This window comes from Micromonospora orduensis (genome assembly GCF_006228125.1).
In the GTDB taxonomy this organism is placed as follows: domain Bacteria; phylum Actinomycetota; class Actinomycetes; order Mycobacteriales; family Micromonosporaceae; genus Micromonospora; species Micromonospora orduensis.
The window spans coordinates 1-21,561 of the sequence record NZ_VDFY01000263.1 but is presented as its reverse complement, the minus strand read 5'-3'; the positions used below and the strand labels follow the sequence as shown (position 1 = coordinate 21,561).

General features: G+C 70.8%; 21 protein-coding genes. 9 read left to right on the top strand and 12 right to left on the bottom strand.

The annotated features are described in order from the left end of the window. Nucleotides 1-32: 32 nt before the first annotated feature. On the bottom strand, nucleotides 33-3,563 hold the full coding sequence (gene dnaE / locus FHG89_RS29145) for a DNA polymerase III subunit alpha (RefSeq protein WP_139587613.1): 3,531 nt from the start codon (nucleotides 3,561-3,563) through the stop codon (nucleotides 33-35). A 56-nt stretch (nucleotides 3,564-3,619) separates the two neighbouring features. Continuing rightward, nucleotides 3,620-4,033 (bottom strand): GNAT family N-acetyltransferase, encoded by a 414-nt coding sequence (locus FHG89_RS29140; RefSeq protein WP_244295965.1) that lies wholly within the window; start codon nucleotides 4,031-4,033, stop codon nucleotides 3,620-3,622. 108 nt (nucleotides 4,034-4,141) lie between these two features. Between FHG89_RS29140 and FHG89_RS29135 the strand changes: the two genes are divergently transcribed. From FHG89_RS29135 to FHG89_RS29105, 7 genes are all read left to right on the top strand, one after another. Further along, nucleotides 4,142-4,762: an L-threonylcarbamoyladenylate synthase gene (locus tag FHG89_RS29135; RefSeq protein ID WP_139587612.1), complete on the top strand. Its 621-nt coding sequence runs from the start codon at nucleotides 4,142-4,144 to the stop codon at nucleotides 4,760-4,762. A 276-nt stretch (nucleotides 4,763-5,038) separates the two neighbouring features. Then, on the top strand, nucleotides 5,039-5,380 hold the full coding sequence (locus FHG89_RS29130) for a PadR family transcriptional regulator (RefSeq protein ID WP_110564981.1): 342 nt from the start codon (nucleotides 5,039-5,041) through the stop codon (nucleotides 5,378-5,380). Then, on the top strand, nucleotides 5,377-6,324 hold the full coding sequence (locus FHG89_RS29125; RefSeq protein ID WP_139587611.1) for a permease prefix domain 1-containing protein: 948 nt from the start codon (nucleotides 5,377-5,379) through the stop codon (nucleotides 6,322-6,324). Before FHG89_RS29130 ends, FHG89_RS29125 begins: the two co-directional genes overlap by 4 nt. A gap of 122 nt (nucleotides 6,325-6,446) precedes the next feature. Beyond that, nucleotides 6,447-7,751 (top strand): sensor histidine kinase, encoded by a 1,305-nt coding sequence (locus FHG89_RS29120; protein ID WP_139587610.1) that lies wholly within the window; start codon nucleotides 6,447-6,449, stop codon nucleotides 7,749-7,751. Continuing rightward, nucleotides 7,748-8,446 carry a response regulator gene (locus FHG89_RS29115; protein WP_139587609.1) on the top strand — a complete coding sequence of 233 codons (699 nt, stop codon included), beginning with the start codon at nucleotides 7,748-7,750 and terminating at the stop codon, nucleotides 8,444-8,446. The genes FHG89_RS29120 and FHG89_RS29115 overlap by 4 nt, the downstream gene beginning before the upstream one ends. An 81-nt stretch (nucleotides 8,447-8,527) precedes the next feature. Beyond that, nucleotides 8,528-9,421, top strand: a complete 894-nt coding sequence (locus FHG89_RS29110) for an ABC transporter ATP-binding protein (RefSeq protein ID WP_139587608.1) — start codon at nucleotides 8,528-8,530, stop codon at nucleotides 9,419-9,421. Continuing rightward, nucleotides 9,418-10,479, top strand: a complete 1,062-nt coding sequence (locus FHG89_RS29105; RefSeq protein ID WP_139587607.1) for an ABC transporter permease — start codon at nucleotides 9,418-9,420, stop codon at nucleotides 10,477-10,479. The genes FHG89_RS29110 and FHG89_RS29105 overlap by 4 nt, the downstream gene beginning before the upstream one ends. 8 nt (nucleotides 10,480-10,487) lie before the next feature. On the opposite strand, the gene FHG89_RS29100 is transcribed toward FHG89_RS29105, so the two are convergent. Genes FHG89_RS29100 through FHG89_RS29090 form a run of 3 tightly spaced genes read right to left on the bottom strand, consistent with a single transcriptional unit; the run spans nucleotide 10,488 to nucleotide 12,223 of the window. Continuing rightward, nucleotides 10,488-11,150 (bottom strand): ribonuclease FAU-1 family protein, encoded by a 663-nt coding sequence (locus tag FHG89_RS29100; RefSeq protein WP_244295964.1) that lies wholly within the window; start codon nucleotides 11,148-11,150, stop codon nucleotides 10,488-10,490. 22 nt (nucleotides 11,151-11,172) lie between these two features. Next, entirely contained in the window at nucleotides 11,173-11,364 is a 192-nt protein-coding gene (locus FHG89_RS29095) for a DUF397 domain-containing protein (protein ID WP_139587606.1), read from the bottom strand. Continuing rightward, a complete protein-coding gene (locus FHG89_RS29090) occupies nucleotides 11,357-12,223 on the bottom strand; it encodes a helix-turn-helix domain-containing protein (protein WP_139587605.1) in 867 nt (288 codons plus the stop codon). Before FHG89_RS29090 ends, FHG89_RS29095 begins: the two co-directional genes overlap by 8 nt. Before the next feature lie 510 nt (nucleotides 12,224-12,733). Here FHG89_RS29090 and FHG89_RS34350 point away from each other — a divergent pair. Continuing rightward, nucleotides 12,734-12,970, top strand: coding sequence for a hypothetical protein (locus FHG89_RS34350; RefSeq protein WP_139587620.1), 237 nt, complete (start codon nucleotides 12,734-12,736; stop codon nucleotides 12,968-12,970). Between the two features lie 100 nt (nucleotides 12,971-13,070). On the opposite strand, the gene FHG89_RS29080 is transcribed toward FHG89_RS34350, so the two are convergent. The 7 genes from FHG89_RS29080 to pgsA all read right to left on the bottom strand — a co-directional run bounded on the left by FHG89_RS29080 (nucleotide 13,071) and on the right by pgsA (nucleotide 19,171). Further along, nucleotides 13,071-13,823 carry a YebC/PmpR family DNA-binding transcriptional regulator gene (locus FHG89_RS29080; RefSeq protein ID WP_139587604.1) on the bottom strand — a complete coding sequence of 251 codons (753 nt, stop codon included), beginning with the start codon at nucleotides 13,821-13,823 and terminating at the stop codon, nucleotides 13,071-13,073. A 247-nt stretch (nucleotides 13,824-14,070) separates the two neighbouring features. After that, nucleotides 14,071-14,673, bottom strand: coding sequence for a pyridoxal 5'-phosphate synthase glutaminase subunit PdxT (gene pdxT, locus FHG89_RS29075; RefSeq protein ID WP_139587603.1), 603 nt, complete (start codon nucleotides 14,671-14,673; stop codon nucleotides 14,071-14,073). Nucleotides 14,674-14,722: 49 nt separating this feature from the next. Further along, the gene (gene pdxS, locus FHG89_RS29070; protein WP_139587602.1) at nucleotides 14,723-15,640 is read right to left on the bottom strand and encodes a pyridoxal 5'-phosphate synthase lyase subunit PdxS; all 918 of its coding nucleotides are present in this window, start codon (nucleotides 15,638-15,640) and stop codon (nucleotides 14,723-14,725) included. A 123-nt stretch (nucleotides 15,641-15,763) separates the two neighbouring features. Next, entirely contained in the window at nucleotides 15,764-16,267 is a 504-nt protein-coding gene (locus FHG89_RS29065; RefSeq protein WP_139587601.1) for a hypothetical protein, read from the bottom strand. Between the two features lie 83 nt (nucleotides 16,268-16,350). Beyond that, complete coding sequence (locus FHG89_RS29060) at nucleotides 16,351-17,511, bottom strand: glycosyltransferase family 4 protein (protein WP_139587600.1); 1,161 nt, start codon at nucleotides 17,509-17,511, stop codon at nucleotides 16,351-16,353. A 51-nt stretch (nucleotides 17,512-17,562) separates the two neighbouring features. Next, nucleotides 17,563-18,495 carry a phosphatidylinositol mannoside acyltransferase gene (locus FHG89_RS29055; protein WP_139587599.1) on the bottom strand — a complete coding sequence of 311 codons (933 nt, stop codon included), beginning with the start codon at nucleotides 18,493-18,495 and terminating at the stop codon, nucleotides 17,563-17,565. A gap of 46 nt (nucleotides 18,496-18,541) precedes the next feature. Beyond that, nucleotides 18,542-19,171, bottom strand: a complete 630-nt coding sequence (gene pgsA / locus FHG89_RS29050) for a phosphatidylinositol phosphate synthase (RefSeq protein ID WP_139587598.1) — start codon at nucleotides 19,169-19,171, stop codon at nucleotides 18,542-18,544. Nucleotides 19,172-19,420: 249 nt separating this feature from the next. Between pgsA and FHG89_RS29045 the strand changes: the two genes are divergently transcribed. Next, the coding region (locus FHG89_RS29045; RefSeq protein ID WP_139587597.1) for an elongation factor G-like protein EF-G2 at nucleotides 19,421-21,561 on the top strand (2,141 nt) is incomplete at its 3' end.

The following is a 21,561-nucleotide window of genomic DNA, read 5'->3' as shown; positions in this document are numbered from 1 at the left end:
GCCCGGCCGACGCCGGCCGGGCCGCGGACCGGTCAGCTCACGTTGGCCGGGCCGAGGACGCTCTTCAGGTCACCCATCAGCGCGGTGGTCGCCGCCACCCGGAACGGGCCCAGCCGCAGGGTGGTGGTACGCCCACCGTTGAGGAGCTTGACGTGCACCTCGGTGTCGCCCGGGTGCAGGACCAGGGTCTCCTTGAGTCGTTCCACAAGCGGCGGCGTGCAGCGGTGCACCGGGATGGTGAGGGTGACCGGCTTGTTGGTGGCGCTGGTGCTGACGTCCGGCATGGACATGTCCATCGCCATGATCCGTGGGGTGTCGTCGCGGCGGTCCACCCGACCCTTGACCACCACGATGGCGTCCTCGGCGATGTACTGGCCGATCACCTCGTAGGTGTTGGGGAAGAACAGCGTCTCCACGCCACCGGCCAGGTCCTCCAGGGTGGCCGACGCCCAGGCCCGGCCCTGCTTGGTGACCCGCCGCTGCACGCCGGAGAGGATGCCGGCGAGGGTGACGACCGCCCCGTCGGGCACCGCGCCGTCCTCGGCCAGGGAGGCGATGGTGGTGTCGGCCGCCGCGCCCAGGATGTGTTCCAGGCCGAACAGCGGGTGGTCCGAGACGTACAGGCCGAGCATCTCGCGCTCGAAGGCCAGCTTGTCGCGCTTGTCCCACTCGCTGTCGCCGATCACCGGCATCACCGTGGTGCTGCCGGTGTCGGCGTCGCCGAAGCCGGCGCCGAACAGGTCGTACTGGCCGACCGCCTCCTTGCGCTTGACGTCGGCGTACGCGTCGATGGCGTCCGCGTGCACCGCGAGCAGGCCCTTGCGCGGATGGTTCAGCGAGTCGAAGGCCCCCGCCTTGATCAGCGATTCGATCGTCTTCTTGTTGCAGACCACCGCGTCCACCTTGGACAGGAAGTCGTAGAAGTCGGTGTAGTCGCCCTTCTCCTGGCGGCACCGCATGATCGAGGCGACCACGTTCGCGCCGACGTTGCGGACGGCGGCGAGGCCGAAGCGGATGTCCTTGCCGACAGGCGTGAACGGCCCGGCCGAGGTGTTCACGTCCGGTGGCAGTACCTGGATGCGCATCCGGCGGCACTCGGACAGGTACAGCGCCATCTTGTCCTTGTCGTCACCGACGCTGGTCAGCAGCCCGGCCATGTACTCGGCCGGGTAGTGCGCCTTGAGGTACGCCGTCCAGTAGGAGACCAGGCCGTACGCGGCGGAGTGCGCCTTGTTGAACGCGTACCCGGCGAACGGCACCAGGACGTCCCACACCGCCTGGATCGCCTCGTCGGAGTAGCCGCGCTCGCGGCAGCCGTCCCGGAACGGGATGAACTCCTTGTCGAGGATCTCCTTCTTCTTCTTACCCATGGCCCGGCGCAGCAGGTCCGCCTGACCGAGGGTGTAGCCGGCGAGGATCTGCGCGGCGCGCTGCACCTGCTCCTGGTAGACGATCAGGCCGTGGGTGGGCGCCAGGATCTCCCGCAGCGGCTCCTCCAGCTCCGGGTGGATCGGGGTGATCTCCTGGAGGCCGTTCTTGCGCAGCGCGTAGTTGGTGTGCGAGTCGACGCCCATCGGGCCGGGCCGGTACAGCGCCAGGACTGCGGAGATGTCCTCGAAGTTGTCAGGCTTCATCAGGCGCAGCAGCGAGCGCATCGGCCCGCCGTCGAGCTGGAACACGCCCAGGGTGTCGCCCCGGGCCAGCAGCTCGTACGCGGCCGGATCGTCCAACGGCAGGGCCAGCAGGTCGAGCTTGAGGCCGTGGTTCAGCTCGATGTTCTTGACCGCGTCGTCGATGATCGTCAGGTTGCGCAGGCCGAGGAAGTCCATCTTCAACAGCCCGAGCGACTCGCAGGTCGGGTAGTCGAACTGCGTGATGATCGCCCCGTCGGCGTCGCGGCGCATCAACGGGATGTGCTCGATGATCGGCTCGGCGGACATGATGACACCGGCGGCGTGCACACCTGTCTGCCGGATCAGCCCCTCGATGCCCTTCGCCGTGTCGATCACCTTGCGCACGTCCGGGTCGGACTCGTACAGGCCACGGATCTCGCCGGCCTCGGCGTACCGGGGGTGCTTGGGGTCGAAGATGCCGGTGAGCGGGATGTCCTTGCCCATCACGGCCGGCGGCATCGCCTTGGTGATCCGGTCGCCCACCGCGTACGGGAAGCCCAGTACCCGGGCCGAGTCCTTGATCGCGGCCTTCGCCTTGATCGTGCCGAACGTCGCGATCTGGGCGACCTTGTCCTCACCCCACTTGTCGGTGACGTACTTGATCACCTCGCCGCGCCGACGCTCGTCGAAGTCGATGTCGACATCGGGCATCGAGACACGCTCGGGGTTGAGGAATCGCTCGAAGATCAACCCGTGCGGGATCGGGTCCAGGTCGGTGATGCCCAGCGCGTACGCGACGAGCGAGCCGGCGGCCGAGCCACGACCCGGACCCACCGCGATGCCCTGGTTCTTCGCCCACTGGATGAAGTCGGCGACCACGAGGAAGTACGACGGGAAGCCCATCTGGTTGATGACGCCCAGCTCGTACTCGGCCTGCACGACGTGGCCCTCGGGGATGCCGTTCGGGTAGCGGCGGGCCAGGCCGGCGAAGGTCTCCTTGCGGAACCAGGACTCCTCGGTCTCCCCCTCGGGCACCGGGAAGCGCGGCATCAGGTTGTGGAACTCGAACATGCCCTTCGGGTCGACCTTCTCGGCGACCAGCAAGGTGTTGCGGCAGCCCTGCTGCCACAGCTCGGACGAGTCGACCGCGCGCATCTGGTCGGCGCTCTTGATGAAGTAGCCGCCGCCCTCGAACCGGAACCGGTTCGGGTCATCGATGTTGCTGCCGGTCTGCACGCAGAGCAGGACGTCGTGCGCGGTGGCCTGCGCCTCGTGGGTGTAGTGCGAGTCGTTCGTGACGACCGGCGGGATGTCGAGCTTGCGGGCGATCTCAGTGAGCCCGTCACGGACCCGGCGCTCGATGGAGAGCCCGTGATCCATGATCTCCAGGAAGTAGTTGTCCTTGCCGAAGATGTCCTGGTAGCTGGCGGCGACCTTGAGCGCCTCGTCGAACTGGCCCAGCCGCAGCCGGGTCTGCACCGCGCCGGACGGGCAGCCGGTGGTCGCCATGATGCCCTCGGCGTGCTCGGCGATCAGCTCCATGTCCATCCGGGGCCACTTGACGTAGTGCCCCTCCATGGACGCGCGCGAGTTGAGGGTGAACAGGTTCTTCAGGCCCTGCGCGTTCTTCGCCCACATGGTCTTGTGGGTGATCGCGCCGTTACCCGAGACGTCGTCGCTCTTCTGCTCCGGCCGACCCCACTTGACCCGCGCCTTGTGGTAGCGCGACTCCGGCGCCACGTACGCCTCGACGCCCAGGATCGGGGTGATGCCGGCGGCCATCGCCTGGTTGTAGAAGTCGTTCGCGCCGTGCATGTTGCCGTGGTCGGTGATCGCCACGGCCGGCATGCCGAGCCGGTTGGCCTCGGCGAACAGGTCCTTCAGCCGGGCCGCTCCGTCGAGCATCGAGTACTCGGTGTGCACGTGCAGATGCGCGAACGAATCGGCCATGCGTGGCGCCCCCCGGCGGTGTGGATCTTGTTGGTCGGAGCCGACCGGCACCTACCCTACCGAGGTGATCTCGACGGCTCCACCGGCCGCGCCGGCCCGTGTGTCGGCGGCCTCGTCCTGGACACGACGATCCGCTCACAGGTCCATCGCGTAGACCCGGACCTGACGGCCGGTGTCCGGCTGCACGGTTTCGCGCTCCAGCGACATGCCCAGCCGGTCTCTTTGATCTCCACCGCGTACAGGCCGAAGCCGCGCTCGTCCCAGTGCCGCTGATAGGTGGCCAGACGCTCCGCGGTCGCGGCCCGGTCCAGGGTGCGGCCGTCATGGATGTAGCGCATCACCTCGGGTTGCGCGTTGACCGCGGCGAACCCGTCCAGATCATCGCTGTGCCAGCGGCGCAACAGCAGCCGCGGAGTCTCCAGGGACGGGGCACGGAGAGGGCTTGTCGCGACAGTCTCACCTTGCTCCACCGTGTGGACCTTACCCACTGAGAGACTGCCGAGGCGTCCTCCAGGACGAACCGGCCCGGTCGGGCCCGCGCCTCCTCGACGTCGGCTGATGAGCCTAGGCTCGTCAGCATGGCGAGGTACTACGACGTGCACCCGGAGAATCCGCAGCCCCGGATCATCGGCCAGGTCGCCGACCTGATCCGCGGCGGTGGGTTGGTCGCCTATCCGACGGATTCCTGTTACGCGCTCGGCATCCAGCTGGGCAACCAGGACGGGCTGAACCGGATCCGGCAGATCCGTCACCTCGACGACCGGCACCACTTCACGCTGGTCTGCCGGGACTTCGCGCAGCTCGGCCAGTTCGTCCAGATCAGCAACGCGGTGTTCCGGCTGGTCAAGGCGTCCACCCCGGGCAGTTACACGTTCATCCTGCCGGCCACCCGTGAGGTGCCGCGCCGGATGCTGCACCCCAGGAAGCGCACCGTCGGTGTCCGCGTACCCCGGCACACCGTGACCCAGGCGCTGCTGGCCGAGCTGGCCGAGCCGCTGGTGTCGAGCACGCTGGTGCTGCCCGGCGACGACGAGCCGATGACCCAGGGTTGGGAGATCAAGGAACGGCTCGACCACCAGGTCGACGCGGTGCTGGACGCCGGCGACTGCGGCAAGGAGCCGACGACGGTCATCGACCTGTCCGGGTCGGAGCCGGAGATCCTGCGCCGGGGCGCGGGAGACATGTCCCGCTTCGAGTAACGCGCGACGCGGCGAACGCGTCCCCACCCGCTCACCTGGCCCGACGCCCTCTGGGCGCCGGGCCACTGTCATGCGCGCCTCCTTTGCTCTGCTGCCGCATACGCACCACCGCTCTACTGCCGCGTGTGGCGCATCCGCAGCAGCAGAGCAAAGGAGGGCGAAGGACCGTCGTGGCCCCCGGCGCAACGCGGACATTCGGGCCGCCTCCCACACCCCCAGCAGAGCCAACGTTATTAGCGTAGACAACAGTGTGTGCCACACAGTATGGTGTGACACATGGTTAGCGAGGACGTTCTACGGACGCATCTGCAGGAGTTGCGTCGGGGCACCGTCGTGGTGGCCAGCCTGGTGGCGCTCCGCCGACCGGACTACGGCTACGCACTGCTGCAACGGCTCACCGACCACGGCTTTCCGGTCGACGCCAACACCCTCTACCCGCTGCTGCGCCGCCTGGAGGACCAGGGCCTGCTGACCAGCGAGTGGAACACCGAGGAGAGCCGACCGCGCAAGTTCTACCGGACCAGCGACGAGGGCGAGTCGATGCTGAGCCGGCTTCTCGACGACCTCGCCGCCGTGCAGACCTCCATCACCGGGCTCATCCAAGGAGTGGACCGATGAACACCCTGACCGACCGCTACCTCGCCGCCACCCTGCGCTCGGTGCCCGCCCCACGCCGCGACGAGATCGCCACCGAGCTGCGCGCCTCCATCGGAGACATGATCGACGACCGCACCAGCGGTGGCGCCGACGTCACCACCGCCGAGCGGGAGGTGCTCACCGAGCTGGGCAACCCCGATCTGCTGGCCGCCCGGTACGCCGACCGTCGACTGCAACTCCTCGGCCCGACGTACTACCTGATCTGGTGGCGGCTGATGAAGCTGCTGCTCAGTCTCATCCCGGCGATCGTCGGCACGATCGTCACCATCGTCGAGGTCGCCGAGGGAAAGGGCTTCGGCGCCATCGGGCCCGGCATCGTCGCGGCCATGCAGACAGGGGTGCAGATCGCCTTCTGGCTCACCCTGACCTTCGTCCTCATCGACCGGTTCCAGCCCACCGCCGACCTGCCGGACTGGACCGTCGACCAACTGCCCGACGTCCCGGCGCACCGCGACATCTCCCTGCCCGAGACCGTCGCGTCCGTGGTCATGCTGCTGGTCACCATCGCGTACCTGCCGTTGCAGCACTACCGGTCCTGGGTGCGTGACACCGACGGCGACAACATCCCAGTCCTCGAACCGGCGCTCTGGTCCTTCTGGCTGCCGGCGCTGATCGTCGTCCTGGCCGCCAGCGTGGTGTTCGAGATCGTGAAGTACCGGGTCGGACGCTGGACCTGGCCCCTGTACGGGACCAAGGCCCTGCTCAACCTGGCGTTCTCGGTGCCGGTGGTGTGGCTGGCCCTCAGCGACCGGCTGCTCAACCCGGCCCTCGGCGAGCGCCTGAGCTGGCTGGCCGACGCGGACAACCGCAACACGCTCGGGGCCACCATCGCGGTCGGGGTGGCCGTGATCATGGTGTGGGATCTGATCGACACCGCCCTGAAGACGCGCCGCCAGACGGCGTGAGCGATACCGGACACGGCGGCCCGGCGCGTACCCCGCGCCGGGCCGCCGCCCGTGGACGTGACCGGAGCCGCACCGGCCTGCCCGGTCTGCGGGTACGGCGGCTGACGTGGCATCGTTCCCGGATGGCCGTCGTCGCACAGCGAGAGGAATGGCGCCGTCCCGGGCCGACGCCGCAGCAGCGCCGCAACGATGTGTGGCTCGGGCTGGCGGTGACCGGGCTGGCACTGGCCAGCCTCACCCTGGCCCGCAGCACCGGGGCGTTCCTGCTGGGGCCACCGCCGTCCGGGCCGGAGCAGCTGTTCTGGACCGTCGCGGTGACCCTGCCGCTGGTCTGGCGCCGGCGCTGGCCGGCCACGACCCTGCTCATCGTCTCGTGGGCGTTCATCGCCGCGCAGGCACGATCGGCCCCGGAGACCCAGTTCTCCGCCTGGGCCCTGTTCTGCGCCCTCTACACCCTTGGCGCGTGGGGGCCCGATCACCGGTTGGCCCGCCGGCTGCGGATCGGCGTGATCGTCACGATGTTCGCCTGGCTGGGCGTGTACTACGCGGTGACGATCGAGCACATCCCGCCAGACGCGTTCGCCGACGCGGTCGGGCCGGTGCCGCCGGTGCTCGCCGCGATGGTCACCGGCGTCCTGGCCAACGTGCTCGTCTTCGGCTTCGCGTACTTCTTCGGCGAGACCGCCTGGGTGGCCGCACGACGCGAGCACGAGCTGTGCGAACAGGCCGAGGACCTGCGCCGCTCCCAGGCCGAGGCCCGGGAACGGGCGGTGCTCGGTGAACGGGTCCGGATCGCCCGGGAGCTGCACGACGTGGTCGCCCACCACGTGTCGGTGATGGGGGTGCAGGCGTCCGCCTGCCGGCGGGTGTTCGACCGCGACCCCGGCAAGGCCCGCACCGCGCTGACCGCCATCGAGCAGAGCGCCCGCACCGCCGTCGACGAGCTGCGCCGGATGCTCGGCGTGCTGCGCGCCTCCGGCGGCGCCGACGGCGAACAGCCCACGGCCGGCGACGTCGAGCGGATCGCCGAGCTGGTCGAGCGGGCGCGGGCCGCAGGCCTGACGGCCACCCTCGGGGTGTACGGCGACCCCGTCGCGCTGCCCGAGTCGGTGTCGCAGGCCGCCTACCGGGTGACGCAGGAGGCGGTCACCAACACGCTCAAGCACGCCGGGGCGGACCTGCTGGACGTGCGGGTCCGGTACCTGGCCCGGGAGGTGGAGGTCGACGTGACCGACGACGGGCGACCCGGCCGACCCGACGCCGCCGGGCTCGGCCTGATCGGCATGCGCGAGCGGGTCACCGCCCACGACGGCGAGCTGGAGGCCGGCCCCCGCGCCGGCGGCGGTTGGCGGGTACGCGCCCGCTTCCCACTCGCGGACCAGCCGGCCAGGCAGCCGGTGACGTCCGCGGCGGAGCGGTCGGCGTGAGCGCCGCACGGGGTACCCCGATCCGCGTGCTGCTCGCCGACGACCAGCACCTCGTACGCACCGGCTTCCGGGTCATCCTGGAGGTGGAGGACGACATCGAGGTGGTCGGCGAGGCCGCCGACGGCGAGCGTACCGTCACCATGACCCGCGCCACCCGACCCGACGTGGTGCTGATGGACGTCGAGATGCCCGGGATGGACGGGCTGGAGGCCACCCGGCGGATCACCGACGACGGGCCCGGCGCTCCCGCGGTGCTGATCCTCACCACCTTCGACCGCGACGACTACCTGTTCGCCGCCCTGCGGGCCGGGGCCAGCGGCTTCCTGCTCAAGAACGGCACACCGGAGGAACTGGTCGAGGCGATCCAGGTGCTCGCCCGGGGCGACGGCCTGCTCGCCCCGGAGATCACCCGTCGGGTGATCTCCACCTTCGCCCGTCCCGGTGACCCGTCCGGCACCGCCCACCGGGGGCCGGACGCCGATGCCGCGCTGCGTGAGCTGACCCCGCGCGAGTCCGAGGTGCTGGTGCTGCTCGCCGCCGGGGCGAGCAACGCCGAGCTCGCCGTCGAGATGCACCTGGGCGAGGCGACGGTGAAGACCCACGTGAGCCGGGTGCTGGCCAAACTCGGCCTGCGCGACCGGGTCCAGGCGGTGGTCTTCGCGTACGAGAACGGTGTGGTACGCCCCGGCGGTTGACCGGCATCCGTCGCGGGACGGACCCCACGAGTCAGCCCTGGGGCGGACGGCGCTCGGACGTACCCGATCTAGCGTGGGCGCGTGACAAGCACGCTGCGCCTGGACGGCGTCGACCGCAGCTTCGGCGACCGGCAGGTACTCAGGAACGTGTCCTTCGAGGTGGCCGCCGGCCGGATGACCGGCTTCGTGGGCGCCAACGGCGCCGGCAAGACCACCTCCATGCGCATCATCCTGGGCGTGCTCGCCCCGGACGCGGGCGAGGTGAGCTGGGGCGGCAGGAAGCTGACCCGGCAGGACCGGCGGCGCTTCGGCTACATGCCGGAGGAGCGGGGTCTCTACCCCAAGATGACCGCGCGGGAGCAGGTGACCTACCTGGGCCGGTTGCACGGCCTGGACGCGGCAGCCGCGCGACACTCCACCGACGCCCTGCTGGAACGGGTCGGTCTCGGCGAGCGGGGCGACGACCTGCTGGAGACGCTGTCGCTGGGCAACCAGCAGCGCGCCCAGATCGCCGCCGCCCTGGTGCACGATCCGGAGGTGCTGGTGCTCGACGAGCCGTTCTCCGGGCTGGACCCGCTGGCCGTCGACACGGTCGTCGCCGTGCTACGGGAACGGGCCTCCGCCGGCGCGCCGGTGCTCTTCTCCAGCCACCAGCTCGACGTGGTCGAGCGGCTCTGCGACGACCTGGTCATCATCGCCGACGGGGTGATCCGGGCCGCCGGCAGCCGGCGGCAGCTCCGCGACACGTACACCGTGCCCCGCTACGAGCTCATCGTGGCGACCGACGCCGGCTGGGTCCGCGACGAGCCCGGCGTGACCCTGGTCGAGCTGGACGGCGCGCGGGTGGTGTTCGACCTGCCGGCGGGCGCCGACGAACAGTCCGTGCTGCACGCCGCCCTGGCCCGCGGTCCGGTCCGCGCCTTCCGCCCGGTCAGTCCCTCGCTCACCGAGATCTTCCGAGAGGTCACCCAGTGAACGTCACCCAGGCCACCCGGTTGGTCGCCGAACGCGAGATCCGGGTCAAGCTGCGCGACCGCACCTTCCTGTTCGGCACGCTCTTCTTCCTGCTGATCGCCGCGGCGGGCACGATCCTGCCGCCGCTGCTCTCCGGCGGTCCGGAGAGCGTGGCGGTCACCCAGGAGGCCGCCGGTCCGCTGCGCGACGCCGGCCTCGACGTCCGGGTCGTGCCCGACGACCGGGCCGCCGAACAGGCCGTCCGGGACGGGGACACCGACGCCGCGGTGGTCGCCGGGCCGACGGTGCTCGCCATGGACGAGGCGCCCGACGACGTCGTACGCGCACTGAGCAGCGCGCCGCCGGTGCGGCTGCTCGACCCGGACGCGGTCGACCCGGTGGTGGCCTTCCTGGTGCCGTTCGTCTTCGCGTTCGTCTTCTTCATCACCTCGCAGACGTTCGGCGTGCAGATCGCGCAGAGCGTCACCGAGGAGAAGCAGACCCGGATCGTGGAGATCCTGGTGGCCGCCGTGCCCGTGCGGGCGCTGCTGGCCGGCAAGGTGGTGGCGGGGGCGCTGCTGGCGCTGGGGCAGATCGCGCTGATCGCGGTGGTCGCGGTGATCGGCATGCGGATCGGTGACAGCGGCGGGCTGCTCACCCTGCTCGCCCCGGCGATCGGCTGGTTCGTGCCGTTCTTCCTGCTCGGCTTCGTGCTGTTGGCGGCGATGTGGGCGGCCGCCGGGGCGCTTGTCAACCGGCAGGAGGACATCGCCGGTGTGTCGACGCCGGTGCAGCTCGCGGTGATGCTGCCGTTCTTCGCGGTGATCTTCCTGAACGACAACGCGGAGGCCATGCGGGTGCTGTCCTACCTGCCGTTCTCGTCGCCCACGGCGATGCCGCTGCGACTGTTCACCGGGGACGCGGCCGGCTGGGAGCCGTTCGTGTCGCTGGCTGTCCTGCTGGCCGCCGCCGGCGCGTTCCTCGTCGGCGGCGCGCGGATCTACGAGGGGTCGCTGCTACGGACCAACGGCCGGACGTCGCTGCGGACGGCGTGGCGGGAGCGGGAGACCATCGGCTGAGCCAACGGTCAACGGGCCGGTGGCACCGTGTCCCAGCCGGCGGGCAGCGGGGGCGCTGTCCAGGCCGGGTCGGGTTGCCACCGCGCCCACGCCGGGTCCCACCAGCGCTCACCGGCGTCGAGCAGGGCGGCGATCCGGTCCCCCTCGCCCCGGATCGCGTCCGCCATGCCCGGGTAGCGCCCCTCGACGAGGCGCTGCGCGAACATCTCCACGTCCTTCCAGACGTACCCCTCGGCGTCCGCGGCCCACCACAGGTCCAGCTCGTGGTCGAGGGTGTCCACCCCGATCGGGGTACGCCGCAGCGGATCCTGCAGGTTGAAGTACCAGCCCGCGAAGTCGCGTCGCGGACCCGTCCAGAACACGTCCACCGAGTGCGCCTCGCCCGGCCGGTGCAGCATCAGCTTGCCGTGCCCCGACCAGGAACGGTGCCCGGCCGTCTCCCACGGGTGCCGTCCACACGGGAAGACGCCGTCGGTCGGGAAGCCGAACTCCGCCCCCGGCGGGAGGTAGAGGGCGAGCAGGTCGGGCGAGTCCTCGACGCAGATCGTCGGGCATCCGAACCAGACCTCGCCCCGCAGGATCTCCCGCCGGACGACCACGTCACCCGGCGCGAATCGGCGTTCCACCATCTCCCCCGGAATCTCCTCGCTCGCCCGCACCTTCCACGACATCGAGTCGATCAGGCGTTGGGTGCTACTCGGCGGCCTTGGCGTGCGTCACGAACGCGGCCCAGGCCGCCGGGGAGAAGGTGAGCGCCGGCCCCTCGACGTCCTTGCTGTCCCGGATGGCCACGACACCGGGAATGTTGTCCGCGACCTCCACGCAGTTGCCGGAATCGCTGCTCCTCGTGCTCTTTCGCCACGTCGCCACAGTCAGGTCAGTCATGGTGCCTCTCCTTGATCTCTCGCATGAGCCTGCACGAATCCTCGGCGCTCAGCGCGCGAGTCGTGAGCGTATTCCACACCTCGGCGTACGCTCTGACCTCCTCAAGGCGATCGAGATACAACGCTCCCGACAATCCCTCGTTGTAGACGGTCGTCGGCTCCGCTGACCTGGCACCGCTCGTCGGGAAGTCCAAGATTACGAAGCTGCCAGCAATCGCTGCTCGGCTCAAACCTTCGGCGAGTGGCACAATCCGGACGGACACGGTGGACGAATTGCCAGCGGTGATCAAACGCTCAATCTGCTCAGCCATCCCGCGAACGCGCTTGTAAAGCACCGCCTCCTCGATGATCACTTCAAGTTCAGGTGCGGCAGGTCGCTTTCGGGCGAGCAGACGCTGTCGCTCACTCCTGAGCCCCACAAGTTTCGCTACCTCGTCGTCGGAGACGCCCTGGCGAGTGCGGATCACCTCGGCTGTGTAAGTCTGCGTCTGTAGTAGGCCAGGCACCAAGGCGTGCTCATAAGTACGGATACGGCAGGCCGCCGATTCCAGACCGACATAGAGCTCGAACCACCTAGGGATGATCTCGCCATAGGCGTGATACCAGCCCTTGCTCTTGGACTCTCTCGCAAGCCCTACCAGGACCTCGGTCATCTCGTCGGCGGCACCATAGAGCCGGCACATCTGCTCGACGTCCAGTGCCCGCATGGGGGTCTGACCAGACTCGATGCGATACATCTTCGCCCGAGACCATTCAAGATCAGAAGCTGCGGCTTCGAGGCCTATCCCCGCCCGCTCCCTGGCCTGTCGCAGCAGTCGACCAAGCTCCCGCCTGGGAACAGTCGATCCGACTTCGGTCATGGGCACCCGTCCTCGTCTCATTCTGAGCCGTCATGCGGCGCGTCGCGAGACGTCCCGCGCATCACCAACACGAAGCTGCATCTCAGCATGAACGTCTCACGTGGAGTGTTGCATACAGCTTCGACGGTGCTGAATCCTGCCTGCTAGATGCCCTACTCGCATTGATCTCGGGAGGCAGGCCGTGTGCCGTTGGAAGTGGTTTCACCGACCGGATGAGCCAGTCGACGTGGTGGAGCGGACCCGGTTCCCGGACCGGGCTGGCGCCTACCGGCTCACCACGCCGCCCGCGTCGAGCGCGAAGAAGAGTGCGGCGTCGCCCCAGCGAGGTGATCGCCATGATGGGTGAGGAGCCCCGACCCGAGCCGCCGTTTCTCGTGACGATGGCGACCTACGTGATCGACTTTCATCATCGCAACGTCTGCACCAGGTGCGGCCCGGATGGTTCGTGTCCCCGGCTGGCCGAGGCAAGTGATCATCTCAAGGCGTGGCGCGACCGGAAATCCGGCGGCCGTGCGGGCGGGTGACCTCGTTCAGGTCACCCGCGCGGCGAGTATCCAGTTCAGCCAGCCGATCCTGTTCCGCGTCATCCGCGTTCTCGACTGGCCAACCTATGACGGGTGGGTCTGGCTCGACGGCTACGAGGTGGGGCCGAGACTGGACGCGATCGCCCGACGGTCGATCTTCGTGCGGCCCGCCGGGCTGCTGCCAGTGGCACCCGTCATCCCGAGCCGACCAAGGGGGCGCTGACACACGTCAGGTCGCCGATGTGGGGGCAACCGCTCGCGCGGACACCCCCACATCGGCGACCTGGTGTGGATCACGCCGGGCAGGCCGGACGGGCCGGACCTCAGGCGTCGACGGCCGCCATCACGTCGTCGCTGACGTCGAAGTTCGCGTAGACGTTCTGCACGTCGTCGCAGTCCTCCAGGACGTCGATCAGCTTGAAGATCTTGCGGGCGCCCTCCTCGTCCAGCGGGACGTTCATGCTGGGGATCAGGGAGGACTCGGCGGACTCGTACTCGATGCCGGCGTCCTGCAACGCCGTCCGCACCGGGATCAGGTCGGTCGGCTCGGAGACCACCTCGAACGCCTCACCGAGGTCGTTGACCTCCTCGGCGCCGGCGTCGAGGACTGCCATCATCACGTCGTCCTCGCTGGTGCCCTCCTTGGGCACGATCACCACTCCCTTGCGGGAGAACATGTACGACACCGAGCCGGCGTCGGCGAGCGAGCCGCCGTTGCGGGTCAGCGCGGTACGCACCTCGGTCGCGGCCCGGTTGCGGTTGTCGGTGAGGCACTCGATGAGCATGGCCACGCCGTTCGGGCCGTAGCCCTCGTACATGATCGTCTGCCAGTCGGCGCCGCCGGCCTCCAGGCCGGAGCCGCGCTTGACGGCGCGGTCGATGTTGTCGTTCGGCACCGAGCTCTTCTTCGCCTTCTGGATGGCGTCGAAGAGTGTCGGGTTACCGGAGGGGTCGCCGCCGCCGGTCCGCGCGGCCACCTCGACGTTCTTGATCAGCTTGGCGAACATCTTGCCGCGCTTGGCGTCGATGACGGCCTTCTTGTGCTTGGTCGTCGCCCACTTTGAGTGGCCGGACATCTTCTACCTCCGTCTGTCATTGCACGCCTGCGTCGACTGCCGCACCGATTCCGCGCCGCATTCGGCGATCCGGCGGCCGGTCGGCCCCGCGGGAGTGCCGCGCCGGGCGACGGCCCTGCCGAACCGCGGCAATCTTACCGAGGTCACACCCCGCCATGTCACACCCGGGACCTGCCCGGGGCGCCGGGGCCCGACCAGACCAACGATCCGGGGGCGGGATTCATGCCCGTCCGCCCGCGTCCGCCGCTCAGGCGGCCCGCACCAGCTCCACGAAGTACGCGTGTACGCGCAGGTCACCCGTCAGCTCAGGGTGGAACGAGGTGGCCAGCAGGTTGCCCTGCCGCACCGCCACGATCCGCTCGGCGGCCGGGCCGCCGGTCACCTTCCCGATCACCTGGACGGCCGCGCCGACGCGCTCGACCCACGGCGCGCGGATGAACACCGCGTGGAACGGCTCCCCCGGCACGCCGGCAACCTCCACCGGCGCCTCGAACGAGTCGACCTGCCGGCCGAACGCGTTACGCCGTACCGTCATGTCGATGCCGGCGAAGCCGCGCTGGTCGGCCCGACCGTCCAGCACCTCGGTGGCCAGCATGATCATTCCGGCGCAGGAGCCGTAGACCGGCATGCCGTCGGCTATTTGCTTGTCGATCGGCTCGCGCATGTCGAAGATGTCGGCGAGCTTGCTGATGGTGGTGGACTCGCCCCCCGGGATCACCAGCCCGTCGACCGCGTCCAGCTCGCTCGGACGGCGGACCGGGCGGGCATCCGCGCCCGCCGCGGCCAGCGCCGCCACATGCTCCCGGACGTCGCCCTGCAGTGCGAGCACACCGATCACGGGTGCCGTCACGTTCGCACCGTTCCTCTCCGCGTCACGCCGCCCGAACGGGCGGCGACCGTCACCAACCCCGCTCGGCCAGGCGGTGCGGCTGCGGGATCTCGTCCACGTTGATGCCGACCATCGCCTCGCCCAGACCTCGGGAGACCTTCGCCAGCACGTCCGGGTCGTCGTGGAAGGTGGTGGCCTTGACGATCGCTGCGGCCCGCTGGGCCGGGTTGCCGGCCTTGAAGATGCCCGAGCCGACGAAGACGCCCTCCGCGCCGAGCTGCATCATCATCGCGGCGTCCGCCGGGGTAGCGATCCCGCCCGCGGTGAACAGCACCACCGGCAGCCTGCCGCTCTCGGCGACCTCCTTGACCAGCTCGTACGGGGCCTGCAACTCCTTGGCCGCGACGTACAGCTCGTCGGCCGGCAGCGAGGAGAGCCGGCGGATCTCCTGGCGGATCTTCCGCATGTGGGTGGTGGCGTTGGAGACGTCACCGGTGCCGGCCTCACCCTTGGAGCGGATCATGGCCGCGCCCTCGGTGATCCGGCGCAGCGCCTCGCCCAGGTTGGTCGCGCCACAGACGAAGGGGACCGTGAAGGCCCACTTGTCGATGTGGTTGGCGTAGTCGGCCGGGGTCAGCACCTCGGACTCGTCGACGTAGTCCACGCCGAGGGACTGGAGGATCTGCGCCTCCACGAAGTGCCCGATGCGGGCCTTGGCCATCACCGGGATGGAGACCGCCTCGATGATCCCGTCGATCATGTCGGGGTCGCTCATCCGGGAGACCCCGCCCTGCGCGCGGATGTCGGCGGGCACCCGCTCCAGGGCCATCACCGCGACCGCCCCGGCGTCTTCGGCGATCTTGGCCTGCTCGGCGTTGACCACATCCATGATCACGCCGCCCTTGAGCATCTCGGCCATGCCCCGCTTCACGCGAGCGGTGCCGACGACGGGGGTGGTGCCGGTGGTCGGGGCAGTGGTTTCAGACACGGCTCATCGCTCCTCGGACGTGCGGTGGGGGTGGCAGAAAAATGCTACGTACGGCACAACGCCACACCGACAGCCAATCAGCCCCCCGGTGGCCTGCGGTGTGGCACCGCTCACCGCCCCGGGTCAGCTCGCGGGCACGTCCGCCGGCACCGTCAGGGTCGGATCGTCGATGTCGAAGTACCGCGGCCACTCGTGACCCCGCCCCATCCGCAACAACCGCACCAGTGGACGACTGCGCGCCGAACGGGCGTCCCGGACCAGGTCGGTGTGCACCTGCCGGGACAGCGCCAGCCGGCGACTCGCGGCAATCACCGCCCCGCAGTCCGGATCGGCCGGGTCCAACCGCACCGACCGCAACTGCCGGGTCAGGTCGTTCTCCGCCGCCTCCCGCTCCTCGGGCTGCGCGTCCAGCGCGATACGCGCCGCCGCGTACAACTCGACGCCGAAGCGGCGCTCCGCCAGCACGGCCGCGGCCGCCGCCCGGCGCAACAGGTGGGCGTCGAGAGCCCGGGCCGCCAGCTCCGCGCGGCCCTGCAGCCGCTCGACCCGACCGGCGGTCCAGATGAGGTACGCCGCGACCAGCCCCACGACCACGCTCCCGGCCACCACCCACCACATGTGCGGCATCGTAGTGCTGCTCCGTTCGCCTCCGATTGGGCGCGCTCACCCCGGTCTGCACGGGTCACGATCGCACCATCCGTCACACCGGCTCAGCCCAGCCCCACCCACTCCTGGTCGATGACCCGCCCGTCGGTCGCCTCGATCGCCGCTGCGTATACCTCCAGAACACGGCGGGCAACCACCGGCCAGTCGAAATTCGCCACCACCTGATCGCCGCAGGCGCTCAGGGCGGCCCGGCCGGCCGGATCGTCCAACAGCTCGCCCACCGCGTGCCGCAACCCCACCGGATCGCCGGTCGGGAAGAGCCGCCCCGCCCGCCCGCCGTCGAGCACCCGCCGGAACGCGTCCAGGTCACTGGCGACCACAGTCGTACCGGCCGCCAGGGCCTCGGTGAGGATCATGCCGAACGACTCACCCCCGGTGTTCGGCGCCACGTAGAGGTGCACGCTGCGCAGCATCCGCGCCTTGTCCGGTTCGGTGACCAGACCGAGGAAGGTGATCCGCTCGTGCAGCTCGGGCGGGAACTGGTCGTACAGGTCGTCGGGGTCACCCGGGCCGGCGACCAGCAGCCGCAGCCCGGGCCGCGTGTCGGCCAGCGCCACGAACGCGTCCCGCAGCACCGGGAAACCCTTGCGCGCCTCGGTGAACCGGCCCAGGAAGCCCAGCGTGCCGCCCGTACCCACGGCGCACTCCCCCGGCCACCCCGGCAACGGCTCGGCGTCGGCGAACTTGGCCACCGCCACCCCGTTGGGGATCTCCACGGCGCCGCCGTCCATGTGCTCGACCTGCACCTTGCGGGCCAGCGCGCTCACCGCGATGCGGGCGGTGATCCGCTCCAGCACGATCTGGAGCACACCCTGGGCGGCCGCCAGCACCCGCGAGCGGGTCATCGCGGTGTGGAACGTGGCCACCACCGGCCCCCGCGCGGAGAGCACGGCCAGCAGCGACAGACTCAACGTGAGCGGCTCGTGCACGTGCAGCACGTCGAAGTCGCCGTGCGTGATCCAGCGCCGGACCCGGGCCGTGGAGACCGGCCCGAACGCGATCCGGGCCACCGAGCCGTTGTACGGCAGCGGCACCGCCCGCCCGGCCGACACCACGTACGGCGGCAGCGGGGAGTCCTCGTCGGCCGGGGCCAGCACGCTGACCTCGTGACCGAGGGCGATCAGCGCCTCGGCGAGGTCCATCACGTGGTTCTGCACGCCGCCGGGGACGTCGAAGGAGTACGGGCACACGATGCCGATCCGCATGCGTCAGCGCCCCTCGTCCGCGGGACACCATCCCACCGTGCCCACCCCCTTTTAGGACCGGCCGGCGGACGACGAGGGCAGCGCCGTGCCGCCCCCCGACCCCCGCTGGTCCAGCCACATCCGCTGCAACATGTGCCAGTCTTCCGGATGCCGGGCGATACCCGCCGCCAGACGGTCGGCGATCAGCTGCGTCACCGAACGGACGCGCTGGTCCAGAGGCCCCGCCTCGGGCCCCGGCACCGGCAGCGGACCGGCGAGCGACGCACACGCCGCGTCCGGTTCGTACCACATCGAGGCCACGTAGAGCGGCGCGCCGGTGTGCAGCGCCAACAGCGCCGGCCCGGCCGGCATCCGGGTCTTCCCGCCGAAGAAGTCCACCTCCACCCCGCGGGCGGAGAGGTCCCGGTCGGCCAGCAGCGGCACCACCGCTCCGGCCCGGACGCGGTCCAGCAGCACGTCGAACGCCGGACGCGGCCCCCCGTGAGTCGGCAGGATCTCCATCCCCAGGCCCTTTCGGAAGGCCATGAAGCGCTCGTACACGGCCTCCGGTTTGAGCCGCTCCATGACGGTGGCGATCGGCCAACCGGTGGCCGCCACCCAGGCGCCCGCGGCGTCCCAGTTGCCGGCGTGCGGCAGCGCCACCACCGCGCCCCGGCCGGCGGCCACGTCGGCGGCGAGCAGTTCGGCGCCGTCGAGCCGGAAACCGGACAGGATCTGCGACCGGCTCAACGCGGGCAGCCGGAACGCCTCCATCCAGTACCGGGCGTACGAGCGCAACCCGCGCCTGACGAGATCGTCCAGCTCGGCCTCGGGCAGTTCCGGGCCGACCACCCGGCGCAGGTTCGCGCGCAGTCGCTCCGTACCCCCGCCGCCGCGTCGGTGGGCGCGGTCCGCGCCCGCCTGGAGCGCCGCCGCCACCAGCGGCCGGGGCAACGCGCGGACGATCCGCCAGCCGGCGACGTAGCCCAGTTCGGTGAGGTTCACGCGACCCGGCCGCCGGTCGTCCGGCGCCGGGGCGGCAACGCGCCGCTCACGCCTGGCCGTCCGGCTGGAGCTGCTGGGCCTGGCGGTAGACGTGTGCCATCCGCTGCCCCACCGTGAAGATCGACACCGCGGCGAGCAGCCACAGCGCGATCTCCAGCGCCGGATCGACGCCGACGCCGGTGAGGATCCCGCCGACCCCGACGATCAGCAGCCGCTCGGTGCGCTCGGCGATGCCCACGTTGCAGGTCATGCCGAGCCCCTCGGCGCGGGCCTTGACGTAGGAGACCAGACCGCCGGCGGCCAGACAGACCAGCGCGGCGGCCACCCCGGAGTGGTTGCCCTGGGTGGCCAGCCAGTACGCGACCGCGCCGAAGACGGCGCTGTCGGCGACCCGGTCCATGCTCGAATCGAGGAACGCGCCGAACCGGGTGGAACCGCCGCTCATCCGGGCCATCGTCCCGTCGAGCAGGTCGGTGAGCGCGAACAGGGTGACGATCAACGCGCCCGCGACCAGATGGCCGCGGGCACCGAAGCCGAGCGCGCCGACGAGCACACCAACGGTGCCCGCGACGGTGACGGCATTGGGGGTGACGCCCGCGCGCAGCAGGGCGCGGGCAATCGGCTCGACGACGCGGGTCATCCCCGCGCGGGCCGACACTTGGAAGATCTTCGCCATGGCGGTCCCCACGATAACGGTCCGCCCAGCTCCGCCGACACGGCCGGTACCGCCGACCCGCCGGGCAGGCTTGTGTCGACCCGACAACGGGTGTGAGATCGAGCCGGGGAGGTGAGCCAGCTCACCCGTCCGCCCGTCCCGTTCCCGCTGTGCAGCAGACCACCGGAGGATATCGCCGCGCACTCGCCCCGGGCCGCTTCCCGTCGCGCGGCGGTCGCCACCCACCACCGGCTGAGGGAGGTGCGCCCCATGGCGCAGAAGAATCACGAGAAGGGGTCCACCGGCGGCACGCCGGTGGTGACCGAGCCCGACCGGGTACGCAACGTGGTGCTCGTCGGGCATTCCGGCGCGGGCAAGACCACCCTGGTCGAGGCGCTGCTCGCCGCCACCGGCACCATCGGGCGGGCCGGCAGCGTCATCGACGGCACCACCGTCGGCGACCACGACCCGGCGGCCGTGCGCCAGCAGCGCTCGGTGAGCCTGTCCTGCGCGCCGCTGCTGCACAACGGCATCAAGGTCAACCTGCTGGACACGCCCGGGTACGCCGACTTCGTCGGCGAGTTGCGCGCCGGTCTGCGGGCCGCCGACGCCGCCCTGTTCATCGTCTCCGCGGCGGGCGGCATGGACGCCGCCACGGTGGCGCTGTGGGAGGAGTGCGCGGCGGTCGACATGCCCCGCGCGGTCGCGGTGGCCCGACTGGACCAGCCCCGCGCCGACTTCGACGAGACGGTGGCGCTCTGCCAGCGCCTCTTCGGCGACAACGTGATGCCGCTCTACCTGCCGATGCTCGGCGACGACGGCGTCTCCACCGAGGGTCTGCTCGGCCTGATCACCCGCCGGGTCTTCGACTACAGCGCCGGGCTTCCCGCCGACGTCCGCGACCCGGACCCGGAGCACCAGCGGGCCATCGACGAGTCCCGCGACGAGCTGATCGAGGGGATCATCGCCGAGAGCGAGGACGAGACCCTCATGGACCGGTACCTCGACGGCGAGGAGATCACCGACGAGGTGCTCATCGAGGATCTGGAGAAGGCCGTCGCCCGTGGGCACTTCTACCCGGTGGTGCCGGTCTGCGCCGAGACCGGCGTCGGCCTGGACGCGCTGCTGGAGGTGCTGACCGCCGCGTTCCCGTCGCCCCTGGAGCACGAACTGCCGGCGGTCGCCGGCGTGGACGGCTCCCCCCGCCCACCGCTGACCTGCGACCCGACCGGGCCGCTCGTCGCCGAGGTGGTCAAGACCACCGTCGACCGGCACGTCGGCCGGGTCTCGCTGGTCCGGGTCTTCTCCGGCACGTTGCGCCCCGAGCAGACCGTGCACGTCTCCGGGCACGGCATGGCCGACCGGGGCCACCCCGACCACGACGCCGACGAGCGGGTTGGGCACATCTACACCCCGCTCGGCGCGACCCTGCGGGAGGTGCCGCTCTGCGTGGCCGGCGACATCTGCGCGATCACCAAGTCGGGCAGCGCCGAGACCGGCGACACGATCTCGGCCAAGGACGACCCGCTGCTGATCGCCCCCTGGGAGATGCCGGAGCCGCTGCTGCCGGTGGCGATCGTCGCCCGCAGCCGCGCCGACGAGGACGCCCTCGCCCGCAACCTGGCCCGACTGGTCGCCGGTGACCCGACCCTGCGACTCGACCGCAACGCCGAGACCCACCAGCTGGTGCTCTGGTGCATGGGCGAGGCCCACGCCGACGTGGTGCTCGACCGGCTCCGCGCCGGCGGCGTCGAACTGGACACCGAACCGGTCAAGGTGTCGCTGCGCGAGACGCTCACCGCGCCGGCATCCGGGCACGGCCGGCACGTCAAGCAGTCCGGCGGCCACGGCCAGTACGCGGTCTGCGACATCGAGGTCGAGCCGCTGCCCCGCGGCGCCGGCTTCGAGTTCGTCGACCGGGTCGTCGGCGGCGCCGTGCCGCACAACTACATCCCCTCGGTGGAGAAGGGCGTCCGCGCCCAGCTCGAACGCGGCCTGGTCGCCGGCCACCCGGTCGTGGACCTGCGGGTCACCCTCGTCGACGGCAAGGCGCACAGCGTCGACTCGTCCGACGCGGCCTTCCAGACCGCCGGCGCGCTTGCCCTGCGCGACGCCGCCGAGCGCGGCCAGCCGGCCCTGCTGGAACCCATCGACGAGGTCACCATCCGCATCCCGGACGGCTCGGTCGGCACCGTGATGGGTGACCTCTCCGGCCGGCGCGGCCGGGTGCTCGGCACCGAACCGGACCCCGACGCCGAGGGCCGCACCCTCGTCCGCGCCGAGGTGCCGGCCATCGAACTGCTCCGGTACGCGGTGGAGCTGCGTTCGATGACCGCCGGCACCGGCACGTTCCGCCGCCACTTCGTCCGCCACGACCCCATGCCCGCCCACCTGGCCGACCAGGCCCGCAA

Excerpts from the sequence above, each read along its gene's own strand:
- FHG89_RS29125 (WP_139587611.1), top strand. The coding sequence starts at position 5,377 with ATGAACACCCTGACCGACCGCTACCTCGCCGCCACCCTGCGCTCGGTG.
- FHG89_RS29100 (WP_244295964.1), bottom strand. The coding sequence starts at position 11,150 with ATGTCGTGGAAGGTGCGGGCGAGCGAGGAGATTCCGGGGGAGATGGTG.
- FHG89_RS29095 (WP_139587606.1), bottom strand. The coding sequence starts at position 11,364 with ATGACTGACCTGACTGTGGCGACGTGGCGAAAGAGCACGAGGAGCAGC.
- FHG89_RS29060 (WP_139587600.1), bottom strand. The coding sequence starts at position 17,511 with ATGCGGATCGGCATCGTGTGCCCGTACTCCTTCGACGTCCCCGGCGGC.
- FHG89_RS29120 (WP_139587610.1), top strand. The coding sequence starts at position 6,447 with ATGGCCGTCGTCGCACAGCGAGAGGAATGGCGCCGTCCCGGGCCGACG.
- FHG89_RS29080 (WP_139587604.1), bottom strand. The coding sequence starts at position 13,823 with ATGTCCGGCCACTCAAAGTGGGCGACGACCAAGCACAAGAAGGCCGTC.
- FHG89_RS29135 (WP_139587612.1), top strand. The coding sequence starts at position 4,142 with ATGGCGAGGTACTACGACGTGCACCCGGAGAATCCGCAGCCCCGGATC.
- pgsA (WP_139587598.1), bottom strand. The coding sequence starts at position 19,171 with ATGGCGAAGATCTTCCAAGTGTCGGCCCGCGCGGGGATGACCCGCGTC.
- FHG89_RS29090 (WP_139587605.1), bottom strand. The coding sequence starts at position 12,223 with ATGACCGAAGTCGGATCGACTGTTCCCAGGCGGGAGCTTGGTCGACTG.
- FHG89_RS29065 (WP_139587601.1), bottom strand. The coding sequence starts at position 16,267 with ATGCCGCACATGTGGTGGGTGGTGGCCGGGAGCGTGGTCGTGGGGCTG.
- dnaE (WP_139587613.1), bottom strand. The coding sequence starts at position 3,563 with ATGGCCGATTCGTTCGCGCATCTGCACGTGCACACCGAGTACTCGATG.
- FHG89_RS29130 (WP_110564981.1), top strand. The coding sequence starts at position 5,039 with ATGGTTAGCGAGGACGTTCTACGGACGCATCTGCAGGAGTTGCGTCGG.